The following is a 20,552-nucleotide window of genomic DNA, read 5'->3' on the forward strand; positions in this document are numbered from 1 at the left end:
CCGTTGCTTGCAACTACTCCTGATCGTCCTGCACGTAGATGGCTTGAGTGATCTCCTCGCGCAGCTGCACGAATTCCGGGGTGGCACGCACCTTTTCCATGTTGTCCGGATCGTCGGGATCGCGCGGGATGGTGATCGGAATATCCATCTTCACAGTGCCCGGATGCGCGCTCATCACGATCACGCGCGTGGCGAGGAAAATCGCCTCATCCACGCTGTGGGTAATGAAGAACACGGTGCTGTGGCGTTCGCGCCAGATGCGCAGCAGCTCGTTCTGCAGCTTTTCACGGGTCAAGGCGTCCAGAGCACCGTACGGCTCGTCCATCAGAATCAGGTCCGGTTCGGTGGCCAGCACGCGTGCGATCTGCGCACGCTGCTGCATACCACCGGAAAGCTCATAGGGGCGACGGTCGGCGGCAGAGGTCAGTCCCACCAATTCAAGGAAATGATCGGCCTTCTCCTTGCGCTCCGCAGCCGGCACGCCTTGCATCTTCATGCCGAATTCCACGTTTTTGCGCACGGTGAGCCACGGGTACAGCGGCGGCTTTTGGAAGACCACGCCACGCTTGGGGCTTGGACCGTCAATGACCACGCCGGCGGAGACCAGTTCGCCGTCGGTGGGCTTCTCGAATCCGGCGAGCATGTTGAGCAGCGTGGTTTTGCCACAGCCGGAGCGGCCGACCACACAGATGAAATCATGCTTGTTGATGGTCAGGTTGATGTCGTGCAGTGCGGTGACTTCGTCGCCCTGCTGGGTGGTGAAGCGCTTGTTGACGCCACGGATGTCCACGGCCACGCCTTGGTCGTCCATCGTCTTCTTTTCGGTGAGCTCGCCCCACGTGAGCACGTTGTTGTTCGCCATGATAGGTCCTTTCGCTATGGGCGGCCGGTGTCGCGGACCGCCCAGTCAACTTCGCTGACATCGCCTTCCCCGCAAGAAAGGCGGAACGCGAATCATCTCTTCGCTATTGCTTGGCCACCTGGTCGATGGCGCCGGTGTAGAGCACGCTTGCGTAGTCGCCGCTCACCTTGTCCAAGCTGCCTTGGGTTTTCAGGAATTCGGCGGTGGCCTTGAAGATGCCGGGAAGCTGGCCGTGGAAGATGTCGCTTTGGTCCTTGGCCTGCGGATAGGTGTATCCGGCGAACTGCTTCTTCACGTCATCGACCGAGTTGCCGAGAATCGTGGAGATGGATTCCGCGGAGTCGTCTTCCTTGCTGGAGATCAGGCCGGCGGCATAGTTCTCCACCGCGGTCCAGGTTTCCATGACTTTCGGGTTGGCTTTGATGAAGGAGTCTGTGGCGAGTTCCATATCGTAGGTAGCGGAGCCGGTTTTGGCGGTGGCGGCGCTGGAGGTCACAATGGTGCCGCCGTCCGCCTTCAGCTTGCTCAGGACCGGGTCCCACACCCAGGCCGCGTCGATCTCGCCACGGGTCCATGCGGCGGACATCTTGTCTGGGTCGAGGTTGATGAGGTTCACGCTGGTTTCGTTCATGCCCGCATTGTGCAGGGCGGAGAGCAGCGAGAAGTGCGACGTGGAGCCGAACGGCACGGCGATGTTCTTGCCGGCCAAGTCTTTGATGGACTTGTAGTCGCCGCCGCGGGCCACCAGAGATTCGGCGTCGCCGATGATGTCGTGAATCCAGATCACCTTCACCGGCAGGTTCAGCGGAGCGGACGCCGCCCGCACCGCCGGAGAGGAGCCGGCCAGACCGATGTCCAGCGAGTTGGAGCCGAAGGCCTGAATCACGTCGCCACCGGAGTTGAACTGGCTCCACTGGATCGTGGCGTTCGGCAGACAGGCTTCCAGAAGGCCCTTGTCTTTGACGATCAGATCCGCGTTCGGAATGGCCTGCCATGCGATGCGGATGGTGCCGGTGAAGTCCTCGTTCTTGGCACCCTCCACCGGGCAGTCGGTGACGGCCGCCCCTGAAGTGTTGCCGACCAGTTCGTCTGCGGTGGGCATTTTCGCGCAACCGGCAAGGCTGGTGAGCAACGTAGCGGAAACCAGCAATGCACCAATCTTACGGATTGTTTCACGGCGTGTTCCACGAATGCCAAGCATTGTTCCACAGGTTGTTTCACGCATGTTCGATTCCTCTCTTATGACTACTCGGATGCTCACGCGAGCGTTATTCCTTGCCGACCCACGGAGTTACCAGATGGGTAATGCCCAGAATCAGCCAGTCGAGCAGCAGCGCCGCGATGCCGATCACGAAAATGCAGGCGATGGTCAACGGCGTATTGAGCTCAGTACCGGAGAGGTAGGCCAGCGCGCCGATGCCGGGGATGCCGTTGTTGAGCTCGGCGGCCACCACGGTGGTCCATGCGAAGCCGATGGCCAGTCGAATGCCGTTCATAATGGATGGCAGGGCGCTCGGGAAGACCACGAACAGGAACGCCTTGGGCCGAGATGCGCCGAGGGACAGCGCCGAGTTGACGCGATCGCGGTTCACGCTGTTGATGCCGTCGACGGTGGCCAGCACGATCGGCGGGAATGCGGCCAGGAACAGCAGCCAGATCTTGGTGGTGTCGCCGATGCCGAACCAGACGATCAAGAGGCCAATGTAGCCCAGCGGCGGCAGGGCACGAATGAAGTTGATGTACGGCAGGATGATGCGGTTCAGCCAGCCGATCTCGGCCAGAATGAAGCCGACCAGCACGCCGACCACAATGCCCAAAGCCATGCCGACGCCGATACGCTCCAGAGAGACGACCAGATGCTGCCAGAGGAAGTACTGCTGCTCACCGCAGACGATACGCGAGGAGCCCTCCGACGCCGGCCGGCAGCTGTTGGCCTCGATGAACGCGTCCCACACGGCTTTGGGGCCGGGCAGGTACAGCGAGTTGATGAGTCCGGCCGAAGTGACCGCCCACCATACGGCGATCAGCAGTACGAGGGAGATAATCGGCTGGATTTTCTTCGACTTCATCCATGCCGGCATTGGCTTGCGCTTGGCAGTGGCCTCGCCTTCCACAATCGAGGTGCCGGCCACTGCGGTACCGGCCACCACCGGAGTCGGGGCACCGGTCGTACTGGGAGTCGGTGTTGTTGCATCGCTCATAATCGTCTCTCCTTGTTATCTCAGGTTCTTCTCGTCGGCCCGGTTTCCCGCCGAACGTCACCGGTCGTCTGCCGCTGGCCCCTGCGGGTCGCGAATCGCCACTCCCGTACGGGCGGACAGTTCGCGGGCCTTGTCGAGTTCGTGGAAGTCAGGCCATTCAATCGTGCTGCCTTCCGGAGTGACACCGGTGGGAGTGATGCCTTCGTACTTGACGAGCAGCCGCGCCTCGTCACCGGTCAGGCCCTTGCGCTTGACGCGCAGCACCTCGACGTTGTAGAGCACACGGTCGCGGCTTAAGGGATAGATCACGGCCAAGCACACGAAAGTGAGTAGGAAGAATACGCCCGGCACCAAGGTCGCCACGTTGTACAGCGCGGCTTTGGTCGCCGTGGACTGCACCGCGGTGGCGCCGGACTGGTAGCCCACCCAGTCGAGGGACAGGCCGGCCAGCTCGCCGGCAACCGCCTGACCGATCTTGCGGGCGAACGAGTAGCAGGAGAAGCAGGTCGCTTCCTCGCGGGTGTCTCTGGTGACTTCGATATCGTCGATCACATCGGTGATCATGGCCCAGATCACGAGGTTGAAGCCCATCAGCGCGAAGTACATGAACACCGCGCCGATCAGGAACACCATGCCGTTGCGGGTTTGGATCACGAACAGCAGCAGCATGGCGACGGCACCGAGCGCCGAAGCGAACGAGCAGATCGTCTTGCGGCCGAAACGCTTGGTCAGAGGCTTGACGAACGGCACCACCAGGAACATCACCGCCGTGCCGAGCAGACCGGAGATCGAGGCGAGCGCCGCCGAACCGAACACGTCGGTATACACGTAGGTCATCAGCTGGTTGCTGAACAGCTGGGCCACGAGCAGGCTGAGCGCGGCCGCCACGATGCCGAGCATCGAACGGGAGGAGAAGGCGTTGACGATCATGTGGACCGGCGAGCGCTTCTCCCCTTCCTTTGCGTTCTGGTCCGGGTCGGGGTGTACGCGTTCGGTGACGTTGAAGTAGCAGATCACGTAGCCGATGAACGCGGCGATGGATACGACGGCCGCCACGATGGAGAAGATATGCGTGCCGTCGCCGCCGCGAATCACCTGATGGCCGTTCACTTTCTGGTAGATGACGATCGGGGCCACGATGCCGAGGATCAGGCCGCCGATGGTGCCGCCCATGCTGCGCATGGTGGACAGGCTGGTGCGGTCGTCGGCGTCGGCGGAAATCGTGGAGGCCAGGGAGCCGAACGGAATGTTGACGCAGGAGTAGAAGAAGCACCACACCACGTAGGTGATGGACATGTAGACGATCTTGACCCACATGGCGGCGTCGATGGCGAAGGTCTGGTACATGAGGAAGGACAGCAGCACCAAAGGCGCGGTGAAACGCATCATGGTCACACGGAACTTGCCGCCCGGATGGTCCTTGGAGCGATCGACCACCACGCCGACGGTCACGTCCATCACCGCATCGAGCAGACGGGCGAGCAGGAACAGCGTGCCCACGATGGTGCCGGGAACACCCATCACCTTGGTGTAGAAGATCATGAACCAGGTGCCGGCGAACACGAACATGAAGTCCGTGCCGAAGTCGCCGCACATGTATCCGATTTTGTCTCGCCAACCGAATGGCCGGACGTCAGGCGCGCTTGCCTCCGATGCCGTATCCGACGCGGTTTCCGATGATGCCGCCTTGGCGGTGCTGTGTGTCTTTCCCATAACGATGCCTCTCTTATCGTTGCGTGCCGGCGCGGTCAGCGCTCGGCGCTTATGCCGTCCAAACCGTGGTTCCTTCCTTGATGGTTTCGAGTACATGGAGTTTGCGGACGCGAACCGCGGCTTCGGCCCGGTCCTGCTGCGGGTCATGCGGACCCGGCTGTGTCGACACGGCCAGCGGGTCCGTGTCAAGAATGGTCATGTCGGCGAGTTTGCCGGCTTCCAACGTGCCCTTGCGCGCTTCCTCGCCGTACTGGTAGGCGGCGTTGCGGGTGATGGCGCTGAATGCCTCCCATGCGCCGACGCATTGCGTCTGGTCGAGCGCCACACCGTATTTGGTGACGCGGGTCATCGCGCACCATGCGGCGAAGATGAGGTCCGGCGGCACGATCGGCGAATCGGTGTGGAAGGTGAAGGGAAGGTTGTAGCTCAGCGCATCATGTACGGCGGAGATACGCGAGGCACGCTTGAATCCCAGGTTCTTGATGTGGGCGTCGCCCCAGAACCAGCAGTGGGATACGAAGATGGAAGGAATCATGTGTACTGCGGCCATGCGCGCATACTGGTCGCGGCGAGTGAGCTGGCAATGAACCATCACCGGGCGCAGGTCGAACTTGTCGGGCTTGCTGCTGGCACGGTACGCGGCGGTGTACTGGGTGAGGAACTGTTCGCTGGCGGCGTCGCCGTTGCAGTGGGCCATCACCTTCCAGCCGCGTTCGAGGGCATGGTCGAGGAATGCGCGCATGGCTTCGTCGCTCAGGATGCCCGCGCCGCGATACCCGGCCGGCTCGCTGGTGTTGGTGTTGGCGTTGGCATGCGCGGATGCCGGCAGCGGCTTGTACGGTTCGCTCAGCCATGCGCCACGAGCTTGCGGAGAGCCGTCCACGAACAGTTTCACGCCGCCGAAACGCAGATGGTTCAAATATTGGATGCCTTCGCTGGTGCCGCCGCTGGCATAGGAGCCGACGGAATCGAATACGGCATCGAGATCCTGGCCCATCATCGGGTAGCAGGTCAGATCGAGCTTCAACTTGTGGGCTTCGGCCAGTTTGACGAACCGTTCGGCGTATCCGGGGGCTGTCGCGCCATCCTGGCAGGTGGTGATGCCGTGGGAGGCGTATTCGTCTTGAATTGCGCCGACGAGTCCTTCGATGCCCTTCTTCGGCATTACGGCCGGGTGCATGAGAATAGGCATGATCGCCGGGGTTTCGGCGAAGTAGCCGTTGAGTTCGCCGTTCTCGTCGCGGCCGTACACGCCGCCGGCCGGTGCTTCGGACTGCTGCAGGTCGAGGCCGATAAGCTTGAGCAGCGCGGTGTTGCAGATGATGACATGGCCGGAAACGTGGGCGATCACCGTAGGCACGTCGCCAAGCAGGGCGTCGAGTACATGACGGTCGGGGTGTACGCCTTCAGCCAGCTCGTTTTGGTCATAATTAAAGCCGTGCAGCACGCCGCCAGCGGGCAGCGGATGCGCGGCAAGGAACGTCTTGAGCCGGGTGCCGATTTCGGCGAAATCCGCGCAGCCGGCCAAGTCGGCGTCCGTCAGACGCTGACCCATGCCGGCGAAGTGCGAATGGGAGTCGATGAAGCCGGGCATCAGACATGCGCCGGCCAAGTCGCGCTCTTCAGGGTGACGGGCGCCCACGGTGACCATCGAACGGGCACGATCACGAGCCTGCTCAAGGTCGCCGGCGAAGACGATGTGGCCGCGGTCGTCCGTCAGCAGCGCTTCGACGGTTGCGTCGGGCGCTGTCATGGTGCGGATCGTGCCGCCGGTGTAAAGCGTTGCCATCATCGTCTCCTTGGTGTTCTTACGTAGTTTTGCGGCCCTTGTACGCAGGATTGCGCACTGCTTCCCGCGTCCGGAACGATGCGGGAAGCGCGTGATGCCGCAGGTGATAGGTGAGTTGTACGGCCGGCAACCATCGATTCGGTTACGTAGCGCTTACGATTTGCGAACGTCGCGTTTCCGGTGAGTTACCAGCCGTTCACATACTGGGATCGGAGATATTCGACCCCGTCAGGGCCGGCCGGTCCGGTCGGTCAGTCGGTCGCGGCGAGATGCTCGTACATCTCCTGCAGCATCTCGTCGGTGATTTCGACTGGGTTGTTGTACAGGTTCGGGTGCCGGCTGATGCGCACCAGATCGGCGATCTGGTCGGCGCTCAGGTTGAGGTCCTTCAAGCCCGTACGCAATCCCACCTTGACCTTGAGCTCATGGATGGCGTCGGCCATGGCATCGACATCCTCGAAACCGATGGCGCGGGCGAACTCCTGTACGCGGCCATGCTGGGCGTCCTTGTTGACACGGGCGAACCAGTCAAGCGTCAAACCGCAGGCCTCGCCGTGCGGAATGCCGTGGATGTTGGTCAACGGGAAGGAGCAGGCGTGCGAGGACGTGGTCTTCGGCAGGGTGAACGCAAGCCCTGCGATCACCGAGGCTTCGCACATCTTCTGACGGGCTTCTGCATTGTCCGGTTCGGCCACGGCGATCGGCAGATACTTGAAGACCAGCGGTGCGGCGTGAATGGCGCAGGCGTCGCAGATCGGCTGATGACCCTTGCTCCAGTAGCCTTCGATCGCCTGGCTCAGCACATCCATACCGGTGGAGGCGGTGACGTGCGGCGGTACCGAATAGGTCAGTTCCGGGTCGATGATGGCCACGGACGGGAAGAAACCGTCGGAAACAATCGGCGCCTTCTTGCCAAGCGCACGGTTGGTAAGCACCGAGACGCAGGTGACCTCGGAACCGGTGCCGGCGGTGGTCGGCACGGCGATAATCGGCAGATGCTCCTGAGGCATGGCCTTGCCGGTGCCGTGGTACTCGGTGATGGAGTCGTTCGTGAGCGCGATGCTGGCGGCCGACTTGGCGAGGTCCATCGCGCTGCCGCCGCCCATCGCGACGACGAACTTCAGATGCTTGTCGCGGATCAGGGCCGCGGCCTTGTCCACTTCGGTGACGTCCGGGTTGGGCGAGAAGTCGGAGAAGATTTCGGTGATCGCACCTTCAGAATCCTTGACGATGCGCTCGGCGGTACCGTTTTGCGCGAACAGACGTTCGGAGACGAGCAGGCCGCCTTCCGTCAGTCCCATTTCGGCGGCAACGTCCTTGATCTCACGTACGCGGCCGTTGCCGAAGCGGATAGCGACCGGCTGCTGGTAGTCCCAAAGCATGATCGGTTTCCTTTCCTGCCGGAGCGCGGCTCAGTCGCAGAAGTTTTCGTCGACCCAGGTCAGAACTTCGTCCACCTTGGGCAGTTCGGCCTTGAGTTCCTCGGCGGTGATGGTCAGCGGCGGGCAGATGTTCACGTTGGTTTCACGGCCGAAGGTGAGGAAGCCCTTGTCCTTCAGGGCACCCATGATCTTGCCCATCACCGGGTTGGCGGTGTGGTACGGGCTCATCAGCTCGCGGGTCTCCTTGTTCTTCACGATGGTCATGGCGGAGAACAGACCGATGCAACGGGATTCGCCCACGCACTTGTGCTTGGCTTCCATCTCCTCCAGGAACGGCTTCAGGATGCCTTCCATCTCCTTGACATGGCCGGCGATGTCGTGTTCGACGTAGTAGTTGACGGCGGCGACGCCGGCGGCGCAGGCCAGCGTATGGCCGGAGTAGGTCAGGCCGCACTGCAGCACGTGATCGGTGAAGTAGTCGGAGATCTGCTTGGAGACCACCACGCCGCCCAGCGGCACATAACCGCAGGTGACGCCCTTGGCGAAGGTGAAGATATCGGGCTTGATGTCGAAGTTCTGCCAGGCGAACATCTTGCCGGTGCGGCACCAGCCGGCCATGACTTCGTCGCAGATCATCAGGATGCCGTACTTGTCGCACAGGGCGCGCACGCCTTCCATGTAGCCCTTGGGCGGCAGGATCACGCCGTTGGCACCGACGATGGATTCCATGAGGATCGCGGCCACGTCATCCGGATTCTCGTAGATAAGCTGGTCTTCGAGACGCTTCAGGTAGAGGGCGGTGACCTTTTCGTCGTCCTCGCCGCGGTTGAAGCCGTCCTCATACATGTTCGGGTTCATGAAGTGTACGAAGCTCGGGGCTGCGCCGCCGGCCTCGGTGGCGAAACGACGCCAATCGCCGGATGCGAAGGATGCGCCCAGAGTGGATCCGTGGTAGGAGCGGTAGCAGCTGAAGATCTTCTGGCGGCCGGTGACCATGCGGGCCATCTTGATGGCGTTCTCGTTGGAGTCGGCACCGCCGTTGGTGAAGAACACGCGCTGGTAGAAGTCGTTGCCGGCCAGATCGACGATCATCTTGGCGAGCTTGGACTTCGGCTCGGAAGCGTAGGCCGGGGCCATGAAGCACATCTTGCTGGCCTGGTCCTTGATGGCGTCCACGATCTCCGGCAGTTCGTGACCGAGGTTGGAACACACCAGCAGGGACGACATGTCGGCGTACTTGTTGCCGTCGTAATCGTACACGTAGATGCCCTTGGCGGACTTGACCGGCATCACCGGCTCGCCCTGCTTGTGCCAGGACTGCATTACGTATTCACGGTGCAGCTCGGCCACTTCTTCGCCGGTCAGTTCCTTGGTTGCCAGTGATTCGCTCATCGTCTCGTCCTTTCATGGGGCTTTGGGTAGCCGAACAGATGAGATCCAATGCGCAAAGAAATGTGCACGATACACAATCGAAACAATTGTTTCCGGTGCATCGTTTTGCGTTTCTCAGAAGTCATCCGCTCGGCGACTGCATGAAATCCTTGTGGATTCCTTGGTTGCTTTGCAGTCTATGAGCGAACACGCTGCCGTTCTATATTGCAGAACCTAAAGATGATTGTGCTCCAGCACAATCACTTACCTAGCAATCAAGCACCTCGCGTACCTGCAGCCCTACGGAAAGGAACTCGCGCGTGCGGAAATCAGACAGACTTACTCCCAGAATGTCCTCGATTTTGTTGAGTTTGTAGCTCACGGTGTTGCGATGTACGAACATGCTGGCGGCGGTTTCCTTCACCGAGCCGGAGAACTGGAAGTACGCACGCAACGTTTCGGTCAGATCGGTACCGTTCACGCGATCGTATTCCACCAGCGGGCCGATGCTGTCCTGATAATAATCCTCCAGAATCGCACGATCCGAAACGGCAAGCAGCAGTTTATCGATGCCGGAATTGTCGTACAGCGCGATCTCCCCCACCCGGCCGCGCAGATGCTGCAAACGCTCCAGCTTGAGCGCCTGATTGTAGCTTTTGCCAATGCAGCGCGCGGATCTGGTCACCTTGCCCACACCGATGTACGTACGCTCCAACGCAATGCCGCGACCGCGAATCGCAGCGATGATCTCACGAATCATCAGCTCCACCTGCTCGGCCGTATACCGGGCGAACACCAGCACCAGACGGTCTTCGATATGCACCACGGCCACCCGCCACTGCTTGCGCGTGATCAACGATTCGGCTTCACGCGAGTATTTGGCGGTGAGGTCGGCGTTATGGCTGCTTTGCCCGCCACGCCCCGCTTCGGCGCATGCGCTGAACACGGTGACGCAATAATTCCAGTCCTTGCCAAAGCCGGATTGCTCCAGGTATTCGAGATACATCTCCTCGCGGTCGGGGTGAAAGATCGCGTTCTCCAAGGCCGCAGCCAGCTCCATGCTGTGTTTCTCGCTCATCGTGATGGCCAAGCTGAAGCTGTGCATGATCTGCGCCATATGCACGCTCCACGGCACTTTGAACAGCGGAAAGTCATGATCGTCGCAGAAACGGACGGTCTCCGGACTGATCTGATGGATGAACGGGCCGATGTTCACCACCACGCCCGAAGCGCCGGAAGCATAGGCGCTTTTGACCAGCGGATACAGATCCTCCTGCGTCTCCAAGCCGATGCCGGTGGTGAAGGCGATCTCCTGACCTTCCAAAAAGCCGGCGATCTCCTCGTTCTCCACCATGTGTACCCATCGCACCGGGCGTTCAAGGCCACCCTTGCCGGCCACCAGCACCATGTCTTGGTCAGCGGCCTGCTCGACCAGATCCTTCAGTCGAACCGTCATTCACGTTCTCCTCGCCTTGGTTTGCCGATTGTGGATTGTGATTTGGGGTGATTCGGATTTTCGGTTGTGATTACAGCACAATCGAGGCGCCGGAAATCACCAGCAGCACGTACGTCAGTTTCAGGAACGCCTGCTGGCTGACATGCTGCTGCAACCGATTGCCAATCACGATCGCGACGATAAGCGGCGGAATCGAGGCCGCAGTGAGCATCAGGGCGTGCGGCGTGATCACACCGGCAATCCCCTGCTGCACGGTCAGCACCGTATTCAACGCCACCCATACGCAAGCCATCGTCGCACGAAATTCGTTCTTGTCCGTAAGCCTGACCGCCGCGTAAATCACCAACAGCGCGCCGCCGGAGATGAACATGCCATGAATCACACCGGCCAGCAATACAATGACGATCAGCAACCAGCGAGGCGGCTCGGCATGCGAGGGCCAGATCAGGTTCTTCAGCGCAATCGCGATAATGAACACGCCATAGGCCTTCTGCAGCGGGGCAAGCGGCAACACGGCATACAAGGCGACGCCGGCGGCCATGCCCACCGCCATCAATCCCACCATTTCGGCAAGGATTTTCCACCGGATATAGGCATGATGTTGCACGCCCAGCCACAGACAGGCCAGCAGCGTGGTGATGTTCAGCACCACTTTGGCGGTGTCGGTGCCGAGCAGCAGCATCGAGAACGGCATGGCGAGCACCGTGCCCGCGAATCCGGTGATCGCCTGAATCACATTCGCGGCGAACAACACGATCAGAAACAGCACATCGCGCATGGTCTCGCTCATCGGCCCTCCTTGTAGACAGTCCGCCAGGTAGACTGCCCACACCGTACTGAGTTCAGGTAAACAGGCGCGTTACATGCTCAAGTTGAAGGGTCTTACGGGGATTTCAGCCGGGGCTGTTGACGGATCTCAGCTGGAGGTCAGGAAAGTCTCGTTGCCGCGCGTGAAGTCGAGCACCGCACCGGCAAGCTGCACTTCACCGGTCAGGTCGGGGTCGGCGGCCAACACCTGCCCCGCACGAGCACGGGCGTCGGCGATCATGTCCGCATCCTTGACCACGCGCAACAGTTTGAGACTCGACTTGCCGCCGGACTGAGCATCGCCCAATACGTCGCCGGCACCACGGAATTCAAGGTCCGCCTGCGCGATTTCAGCACCGTCGAGCGAGTTGCGGATGACTTCCAGTCGTTGTTCGGCAATCGATCCGGAATCGGCGCGTGAGATCAGGAACGCCCACGAATTCGTGCCGCCGCGACCCACGCGACCGCGCAACTGATGCAGCTGGGACAGACCATACCGGTCGGCATCAAAAATGACGATGCAGCTGGCCTGTTTGACGTCCACACCCACCTCAATCACCGTGGTGGAGACCAGAACCGGCGTTGTTCCGGACGCGAAGTCAGCCATGACTTGGGTTTTGACTTCGTCTTTATCACGGCCGGTCAGCGTAGCGAATCGGACACCGGCGAACTGCGGGAGTTTCTGCAATCGTGCGGCGATCTCCTCCACCGAATGCAGCGGCGGCCGATCCTCGGTCTCGCCGTTGTCGTCGTAGGTTTCGTAGAGATCGTCGATGCCGATGATGTCGCCGTTGCCGCGGGTACGGGAGGTGCGCGACGTGCGCGACGTACGTAACGGCTCAGGCGACGACGATTGTGCGGCGGATGTGACTGAGCCGGACGTGCCGGCGGCCGACAGTTCGTCTTCGTCCATATCGATGCGCGGACAGACGATGTACGCCCGCTCCCCAGCGTCGATGCGAGCGCGAATATGCGCGAACATCCGGCCCATCGTAGCCGCGTCAGCCTCGTTGACCACGATGGTGCGAATCGGTTTGCGGCCGCCCGGCAACTCGGTGAGCCACGAGATATCGAGGTCGCCGAACCACGTCATGGCGGCGGTGCGTGGAATCGGCGTGGCGGTCATCACCAGCAGATGCGGGGTGGTGCCGTCATCGGACTTCGTGTTAAGGCTTTCACGCTGCTCGACACCGAACCGATGCTGCTCGTCGATCACCACCAACGCCAGGCGTGGGGCTTGGAAGGTTTTGGAGAACGCGGCGTGTGTAGCCACGATGATGCCCGGAACACCACTGGCGGCTGCCGCGAGCGCCTTGCGACGGGCGGCGAGTTTCATGCCACCGGTGACCAGTGTGACCGGTACGGACGGTTGGGTTTCCGGGGTTTCGCCGGCTGCCTCCATCGCGGCGATCATGCGGGAAATCGTGTCCGCATGCTGTTCGGCAAGTACCTGAGTCGGGGCCACAAGCACCGCCTGATACCCGGCACCGACGGCCTGCAGCATGGCGGCGAGCGCCACCACGGTTTTGCCCGAGCCCACCTCGCCTTGCAGCAAACGCTGCATCGGCCAGCTGCGGGAGATGTCGGCGGAGATATCGTCGATGACCTGCTTCTGCCCGGCGGTGAGGCTGAACGGCAGCGAGCCGATGAATCGGTCGCGCAGGTTGGCGTCACCGCTCGGCGGGCATGGGTGTGCCGCAGATTTGTGTGCGTGGGAGCGGGCCTTGAGCAGCGAGGTTTGGGAGATGAACGCCTCCTCATAGCGCAAGGTTTCGATGGCCTGATTGAAGCGGTCGCGCGAATCGGGGTCATGGATGGCGAGGAACGCTTCGGCTCGGTGCATCAGGCCTTTGGCGGCGCGAACCTGTTCGGGCAGGATATCGGGGATGGCTTGGGCGAGAGCGCTGGACGATGAAGACGTTTCTTCGGCAGACTCGGCAGCGGTTGATGTCGAGGTGCGCGCGCCCATCATCCACAGAAGATGCAAAATCGTTTCGTGAATATGTTCGGAAGAAATGCGTGAGCTGGCGTGGTAGACCGGGCGCGGACGCGTGACGCGCAGTATGGCCTCTTCCAGAGAATCGGCGTCGTACTTCAGTTTCGAGCCCGGCTGGACGGCCGGCGTATTCGATGCATTCGCGGCCAATGAGTCGGGGGCGACGGTCAGGAAGTCGGGGTGCGTGAATTGCAGCTGCCCCATGTATTCGCTGGGTGTGCCGGACACCACCAGAGTCGGGCTGGATTTCAGCCGCATGCTGACCCAGTCGATGTAGTTCTTGCGGCCACCGAAAAAAGTGAGCTGTGCCGTGCCGCTGGGCATATTGCGGGTTCTGGCGAAATCGGCGTCATCCACGGTAGCTATCGCGCGCAGCATACGTCCGGGCACTACGCGTACGTCTCGCACCGTGGCCACGAATGCCATCTGCTGGCCAAGCTGCGCCTCGCGGATAGCGCTGAGGCGTACCGGGTCGGTGACGCGGAACGGGTAGTAGGTCAACGCTTCGCCCACTGTGGTGACGCCCAGCGATTTGAGCGCGGACACACGACGCTTGTTCGTGATCAGCGATGCGAGTGCGGTGCTCAACGTAATGCTCATAGCGGCCTATTCTAGTGACGGTTGCGTTTCTTCCGGTGCGTTCTTGCTTCGCCGCTTCCGATGGATGGTTCATTCGCGGCGCGGCAGACGTGTGCGGCAGTCACGGTGCGGCAGGTCCTTCGCACGGCAGACGTGCGCGCGGATCACCCGCCACGGGCAAAACAAAACCCGCCCAGCCGAAGCTAAGCGGGTTGTGATGGACGATTGATTACGTCCGGTACGTTCAGTACACGATTCACGCGGCCACGCGCTGAACCTTGCCGGCCTTGAGGCACGAAGTGCACACGCGAAGGTGAGTGTTCTCACCGTCAATCGTGGTGCGCACAGACTGCAGGTTCGGGCGGAAGCTACGCTTGGTACGACGGTGCGAATGGGAAACGGTGTAACCGGTCTGCGGACCCTTACCGCACACTGCGCAACGAGCTGCCATGATGGACTCCCTTAAACCTTGATGTTTCAAGTCTTTCACGCGTCCGACCGCCGGTTTTGCCCGACATGCCGAACACACAACTTCACAAATATATAGCTCAATACCGACAATCGCAACCCTTGCGTGTACTATGCCGCGGTATTCGCCGACCACGACTTTATCATCCCCACTGCCAGAGCACATCACGCAACCCCGCCAATCCGGGCAGCCGCACATCTCACACCAGCGACGCGACCACTTCGGCGGCACACGCAAACTCTTCCGGCGTCGTGTACGCATAGCTCAAACGCAGCGAGTTGTCGCTGGCGAAATCATAGATATCGCCAGGATTAAGTAGCACGCCATGTTCGAGTGCGCGCTGGAAAAGACGCCCCATACGCACCGGCTCATCAAACGTCAACCAAATGTAAAAGCCGCCTTGCGGTACATTCCAGCGAGCGCGCCCCGAGAACAAGCGCTCCAGCGTCTCTACCGCGGCATCCCGCCGACGGCGCAATTCGGTGCGCAGCTGCTTCAAATATTCGCCATACATCCCGGAGGTGAGGAATCGCGCGAACACCCACTGACTCAGCGTGCTGGCACCATAGTCCATCTGCATTTTGACGTCGGCCAGACGATGCACGATTCGCTCGTCGGCCACTATCCATCCAATACGCAATCCCGGCGCCAGCGACTTCGATGCGCTTCCCACCGTGATCACCATGCCGGTGGTATCGAACGTCTTCAACGACTGCGGCACAGGACCGTCAATCACCAGATCTTGATAAGCGCAATCTTCGATAACCGGCAACCGACACTCCACACAAGCGTCAATCAGAGCACGCCGACGCTCGGCGGTCATGGTGATTCCAGTCGGATTGTGGTTTGTCGGAATGGTATACAGCACCGCGTCGCCACGCGCATGCGCCCCAAACGATGCATCAGGAAGTGCGGCACGCAGGGCCTCCATATTCAATCCTTGCGCATCCATGGGCACACCGGCAAGCTTCATTCCCGCCGATTGGAACACTTGCAAGGATTTGATATAGCTCGGCGCCTCCGCATACACGGTCGACCCTGATGACAGCAGGCTTACCGAAACCATCTGCAATCCCTGCAACGCGCCGGAAGAGACGAGCACCTGCTCCGGTCTGCAATCGACTCCCCACTGCTTCATATGCAGGGCGACTGCCTCACGCAGCACATCCAGCCCTTCGGGCGGTGGGTATCCAAGCGATTCAAGTTCCTCGGCGGTCTGACGCGCCACACACTTCCACATGTCACGCGGGAACAGCCTCGGATCAAGCTCGCCAGTGCCAAGCCGCACCTTAGTAGCATCGAACTCAAATCGATTGATGGCCTGAATCGTGGCATTGTTGGCTTTGAAGAATCCCGATGAGACATAATCCGCCCAATCAGGTGCGTTCGAAAGCATCAACGACCATGTATTGCTGACGATTCTGGTGCCGGCACCGTGACATCCTTCGATGATGCCGTAATCAGCCAGTTCCTCCAACGCTGCGATAATAGTGGACCGATTCACCCCAAACCGATCGGCCATGGCACGCTGGCTGGGCAACCTGGCTCCAATGGGCCACTCGCCGGAGGCGATGCGGCCGCACAGGTAATCGACGATCTGTTCGGTGACCGGCTTGCCGCTCTCGCGGTCCGGCCGCCAGTCGATATCCAATGGTGCGCTACGGGCCATGGTCAGTTCCTTATTGTTCCTTACTGTTCTCTCACGCCCGACCATTGGCGAAAATTTGGTTGGGTGTTTCTAGCATTGCTTGGCTGGTTGTCAAGTGTAATCCGCCGCATACCATAGAACAACAGCATTGGAAAACAAAGGTTTGCCAGCACAGGCAACCATAGACAACTAACCAGCCGAATGAGATTTGGCTGGTTTTTACTGGGCGAGCGTCACCCAACCAAACAGAGGCAGAGGGAACGGAATCATGGGTCTGTACATTCAGGGACTGACGATGGGATTGGCGTACATCGCGCCAATCGGCATGCAGAACCTGTTCGTCATCAATTCGGCGTTGACGCGTACGCGTCGCAACGCACTGATCACCGCGCTCATCGTCATCTGCTTTGACATGGCGCTCTCGCTCTCCTGCTTCTTCGGCATCGGCGCGCTCATGCAGGCGCACCCGTGGCTGGAGACCATCGTGCTGAGTCTGGGAGGCCTTGTGGTGATGCGCATCGGCATGGGCCTGATGCTGCCGAAACGCCGCGGTTCCGGGAAGGACGCGGATGGCGACGGGCACGCCGAAGCCGGCAACGGTGCGGCGGCGCCGGCGACCTCCGCCGCCTCCACCCCGGCACCGGCCAAGCACCTCGGCATCCACGGACTACTGAACACCATCGGCACCGCCTGCGCCGTCACCTGGTTCAACCCGCAGGCCATCATCGACGGCACGCTGATGCTCGGCGCGTTCGCCGCCACCCTCAACGCGGGACAGGCCACCCCGTTCATCACCGGCGTCGAGACGGCCTCCGTGCTGTGGTTCCTCGGCGTCACGCTCATCGTCAACGCCTTTGCGCACAAGTTCAGCCCGAAGATCATCGACGTGCTCAACCGCGTGTGCGGCGGCGTCATCACGCTGTACGGCGTGAAGCTGCTGGTGGACTTCGCGCTCGTCATGCTGTGAACACATGCCACGCGACCGCTGTGAGCCGGTTCACAGCGGTCGCGGCCTCCCTGAAATCCCCCTGAAACACCGGTAAACCATACAGCTTATCCAATAAAACCAGCGCGCCTGTCCGTTTCTCTACGGTCAAATCCTCTTATAATTTCCAATAAAGAGGCACGAGAGCGAAGGGGCTCTTATACGGCCACCAACGAAGGGAGACGCGATGCTGAATCTCAGGCGCGGAATCAGTACTCATCAGCCAAGCGTGATTTCGCTTGGACAGGTGTGGGTAGACATCATGATGAATGTGGACGAAGTGCCTCCACAAGGCGGATTCGCAGTGGCGGACCATCCGAAGCCTTCCATCGGCGGCAGTTACCGCGTATTGCAGGCTGCCAGCCGCATGGGCGCACCCACCGAACATGCCGGCATTCTCGGCAACGGACTGTGGGCCAATTTCATCCGCCAGTCGTTCCAGGACAACGGCATCACCCATATCGGCCCGGACCGTTTGGACGAAGATTCCGGCTTCCGCGTGGTGCTCGCCGACGGGCAACCGAAGAAGACATTCATCGCCTCTTATGGCGCCGAGGCGCACGGTGACGCCGATACGTTCGACATGCTGGAACCGCAGGACAAAGACGTGGTGCATATCAGCGGCAATACGCTGATGGACCACACCGCGGCCGGCGTGGACGGATTCCTGCTCAGGGCCGGTACCGACCCGGCCAAACGCGACTACACGCTGGTGATCAACCCCACGAATACGCTGCGCCTGGTCAACGACCACATGCTGGAGGATCTGGTGCTCGCCCGTCCGGTGTGGTCCTGCAACCGGCAGGAAGCCACCACACTGGCCGAACGGCTTGGCGCACCTATAGACGACAGCAAAGTCACCATCGGTGGAGGACTTGACGATTTTATGCGGCAGCTGTGCGAGGGACTCGGCTCCACGCTGCGTGCGCCGCTGGTGGTGCGCGTCGGCTCGCTCGGCGCCTGGGTGCGCGAGCCCGGCGGCGAGACGATGCACATCGAAGGCTACCCCACCAAGGCCGTACATACTCGCTCCGCCGGCGGATGCCATACCGGCGTGATGTGCGCCATGCTGGCCGAAGGACGCGGGTTGGCCGAATCGGTGAAAATCGCCAACGCGGCCACTTCCATCGCCATTCAACGTAGCGTCAACGGCGTACCGCAGTGCCCCGACTACGACGAGGCCATGGCACTGGCCAGCTGAGGCGCTGGCCGGCCGAATCAGAAACAGCTTGGCTCAGCGTACGTTCTTCCAGACTATTTCCCGCCTTATCTGGAGAAACGTACGTTGAGCGATCGTCAGCGTACGTTCTTCCAGATGATGATGGAAATAATCTGGAGAAACGTACGCTACCGGTTTCAGCGGGAAGGTTGGTGGCCCCGATTGCCCGAGCGGCCGTTGCAAACCGACAAACCGGAACTTGTCGGACCAACGAGCGATCAGTCAACGAGATAACAGGCCACAATAAATAACTCAACACATACGAATCGGCGGCTGTTTCGAGATGCATCACAACATCTTGAAACAGCCGCCGATGTATTGAGCGTGCGGTCACGCGGCGAACCGTTGGCTACACGCTCCGGGCTGACGTGTTCGGCAGTAAGCCTGCGCAGCGACTTGTCAGCCGGCGTGCACAGTCAACCTGCATATGGACAGTCAGGCGTTCTTGCGCTTGAGAGCGAGCACCGCGCCGCCGGCGGTCATCGCGACGACAGCCAGCGCTGCAACCAGCATTACCGAGGAGCCGGTGTTGGCCAGCGTCTCGGTCTTCTTGTTGGCTGTGGGCTTCGTGGCAGCCGGCGTTGCAGTGACCGGGGCCTTCTTCCACTGGGCGTAGATGGTGGTGTCTTCGGTCAGCTGCTGGCCGAACTCAAAGACGTTCTTGCCTTCCTTATCCGTGGTCCAGTTCACGAACGTGTAGCCGGAACGGGTGGGGTTGGCGGGCTTGACGGTCACGCCGGTCAGCGACACACGCTGTGCAGCGACAGCGGAACCGCCCTGAGTATTGAAGTTCAGCGTGTGGCTTTCCACAGCATCCGGCACATCCTCGCCGGCCTTGTACACGGTTTCCTGGAAGGACATCGTGTAGCTGGCACCCTGAGCGAGGCTCAGCTGACCGGACTCGTAGAAGATGGAGGTGTCCTGATTGGTGGACACCACACCGTTCAGGCTGCTGACGTCACGACCGGTCTCCGGGTGGTTCCAGCGGCCAGCCAGCAGACGGGCGGTACCGTCCAGCTTCTCGGCAGTCAGCGTAAAGTCACGGGATGCGATGTAGGCGCCACCATGGCCGTTGGCGTACACGGTGATGTGATCGTCGCCGTTGAGGTCGGTGTCCAGCGTCTGCAGAATCGCACCGGTCACCGGAGTAGAACCGGTGCTGGTGTAGGTGACGGTGTGCTTGAGGTTGCCGTTGGCGGTCACCGTGAACAGTTCAGTGGCGGTCAGGGTCAGGTTCTCGTCGTCAGCGGACTGCAGCTTGTTGACGACCTTCACGTCGGTGCCGCCGCGACCATTAGGAATCACAGCGTACTGCGGATCTTCAACGGGTGCCAGATCCACGAAACCGCCGTTGACGGACTGGTATACATAGGAGCTTGCCGACTCACCAGTACGGTACGAATACGTGTAGGTATTGTTGCCCTGAGAAATCACGCTGCTGAACAGCACGGCGGGAACATCATCCCAATTCTGCGGGCAGTTCGTGGTCACCGTGAAGGTCATACCGCTACGGTTGAACGTATTGGTCACAGGCAGCGGGCACTCGGTGCTCAGTTCCGGTTCGGGAGCCGGAGTGGTCTCTTCATTGTTGGCGTTGTTGCCAGTATTGTCACCGGCGTTGTTGCCGGCGTTCGGGGTGGACGGCTGGGTCGCCGCATCGCCCTGCGTGGTATCCTGCGCGGCATCACCGTTCGCATCGTCCGTTGCAGGCGTGCCGTTCTCGTTCGTCGCACCGTCTGCAGTGCCGCCCTCGTTGCCCTCGGCCGGGGTCTGAGCCGCGGAATCACCTTCCTGCGGCGTAGTCGTGGTCTGGGTCGAATCAGTCGTATCGGCCGGGGTCTGCGGCGCAGCGAACGCTGCAGGCACACCGATGCTGGCGGCCAACAGCGTGGCAGCGGCCAGCGCGGCCGCCTTAGTCAACTTCTTCATATAAGTCCTTCTCAATTGCGGGTTAAGTAAAGAAACGTGGGTCTTAAATCCGGGGTTGGGCGTTCTCCTGTCTTGCGTGTCGGGGCGTGATTAACGGTCCGGGCGTTAATCCGGTCGGGTGCTTGACTTTTCGTGTTGGCTTGTTC

General features: G+C 60.9%; 15 protein-coding genes. 2 read left to right on the top strand and 13 right to left on the bottom strand.

Annotation, left to right across the window (positions count from 1 at the left end):
* Nucleotides 1–13 precede the first annotated feature (13 nt).
* The 12 genes from G1C97_RS10665 to G1C97_RS10720 form a co-directional block, all read right to left on the bottom strand.
* Nucleotides 14–862, bottom strand: coding sequence for an ABC transporter ATP-binding protein (locus tag G1C97_RS10665; protein WP_205832622.1), 849 nt, complete (start codon nucleotides 860–862; stop codon nucleotides 14–16).
* 103 nt (nucleotides 863–965) lie between these two features.
* Nucleotides 966–2,087, bottom strand: a complete 1,122-nt coding sequence (locus G1C97_RS10670) for a taurine ABC transporter substrate-binding protein (RefSeq protein WP_205832623.1) — start codon at nucleotides 2,085–2,087, stop codon at nucleotides 966–968.
* Nucleotides 2,088–2,130: 43 nt separating this feature from the next.
* The gene (locus G1C97_RS10675) at nucleotides 2,131–3,063 is read right to left on the bottom strand and encodes an ABC transporter permease (RefSeq protein WP_169241721.1); all 933 of its coding nucleotides are present in this window, start codon (nucleotides 3,061–3,063) and stop codon (nucleotides 2,131–2,133) included.
* A gap of 57 nt (nucleotides 3,064–3,120) precedes the next feature.
* Entirely contained in the window at nucleotides 3,121–4,776 is a 1,656-nt protein-coding gene (locus G1C97_RS10680; RefSeq protein WP_169241722.1) for an MFS transporter, read from the bottom strand.
* Between the two features lie 49 nt (nucleotides 4,777–4,825).
* Nucleotides 4,826–6,568 (bottom strand): amidohydrolase, encoded by a 1,743-nt coding sequence (locus tag G1C97_RS10685; RefSeq protein WP_169241723.1) that lies wholly within the window; start codon nucleotides 6,566–6,568, stop codon nucleotides 4,826–4,828.
* A gap of 248 nt (nucleotides 6,569–6,816) precedes the next feature.
* A complete protein-coding gene (locus G1C97_RS10690) occupies nucleotides 6,817–7,947 on the bottom strand; it encodes an iron-containing alcohol dehydrogenase family protein (protein WP_169241724.1) in 1,131 nt (376 codons plus the stop codon).
* 30 nt (nucleotides 7,948–7,977) lie between these two features.
* Complete coding sequence (locus G1C97_RS10695; protein WP_033890587.1) at nucleotides 7,978–9,339, bottom strand: aminotransferase class III-fold pyridoxal phosphate-dependent enzyme; 1,362 nt, start codon at nucleotides 9,337–9,339, stop codon at nucleotides 7,978–7,980.
* Between the two features lie 247 nt (nucleotides 9,340–9,586).
* A complete protein-coding gene (locus G1C97_RS10700; protein WP_169241725.1) occupies nucleotides 9,587–10,774 on the bottom strand; it encodes a PucR family transcriptional regulator in 1,188 nt (395 codons plus the stop codon).
* Nucleotides 10,775–10,844: 70 nt separating this feature from the next.
* A complete protein-coding gene (locus tag G1C97_RS10705) occupies nucleotides 10,845–11,564 on the bottom strand; it encodes a sulfite exporter TauE/SafE family protein (protein ID WP_169241726.1) in 720 nt (239 codons plus the stop codon).
* A 126-nt stretch (nucleotides 11,565–11,690) separates the two neighbouring features.
* The gene (locus tag G1C97_RS10710) at nucleotides 11,691–14,177 is read right to left on the bottom strand and encodes an ATP-dependent DNA helicase RecG (protein ID WP_169241727.1); all 2,487 of its coding nucleotides are present in this window, start codon (nucleotides 14,175–14,177) and stop codon (nucleotides 11,691–11,693) included.
* A 235-nt stretch (nucleotides 14,178–14,412) separates the two neighbouring features.
* Nucleotides 14,413–14,607 (bottom strand): 50S ribosomal protein L28, encoded by a 195-nt coding sequence (gene rpmB, locus G1C97_RS10715; protein WP_100496975.1) that lies wholly within the window; start codon nucleotides 14,605–14,607, stop codon nucleotides 14,413–14,415.
* Between the two features lie 217 nt (nucleotides 14,608–14,824).
* Nucleotides 14,825–16,294 carry an aminotransferase-like domain-containing protein gene (locus G1C97_RS10720; RefSeq protein ID WP_169241728.1) on the bottom strand — a complete coding sequence of 490 codons (1,470 nt, stop codon included), beginning with the start codon at nucleotides 16,292–16,294 and terminating at the stop codon, nucleotides 14,825–14,827.
* A gap of 247 nt (nucleotides 16,295–16,541) precedes the next feature.
* On the opposite strand from G1C97_RS10720, the gene G1C97_RS10725 reads away from it, so the two are divergent.
* Nucleotides 16,542–17,240, top strand: coding sequence for a LysE/ArgO family amino acid transporter (locus G1C97_RS10725; RefSeq protein ID WP_169241729.1), 699 nt, complete (start codon nucleotides 16,542–16,544; stop codon nucleotides 17,238–17,240).
* Nucleotides 17,241–17,445: 205 nt separating this feature from the next.
* Entirely contained in the window at nucleotides 17,446–18,459 is a 1,014-nt protein-coding gene (locus G1C97_RS10730) for a carbohydrate kinase family protein (protein WP_169241730.1), read from the top strand.
* Nucleotides 18,460–18,912: 453 nt separating this feature from the next.
* On the opposite strand, the gene G1C97_RS10735 is transcribed toward G1C97_RS10730, so the two are convergent.
* Nucleotides 18,913–20,406, bottom strand: coding sequence for an InlB B-repeat-containing protein (locus tag G1C97_RS10735; protein WP_169241731.1), 1,494 nt, complete (start codon nucleotides 20,404–20,406; stop codon nucleotides 18,913–18,915).
* Between the last annotated feature and the right edge of the window lie 146 nt (nucleotides 20,407–20,552).

Source organism: Bifidobacterium olomucense (assembly GCF_012932375.1).
Taxonomy (GTDB): domain Bacteria; phylum Actinomycetota; class Actinomycetes; order Actinomycetales; family Bifidobacteriaceae; genus Bifidobacterium; species Bifidobacterium olomucense.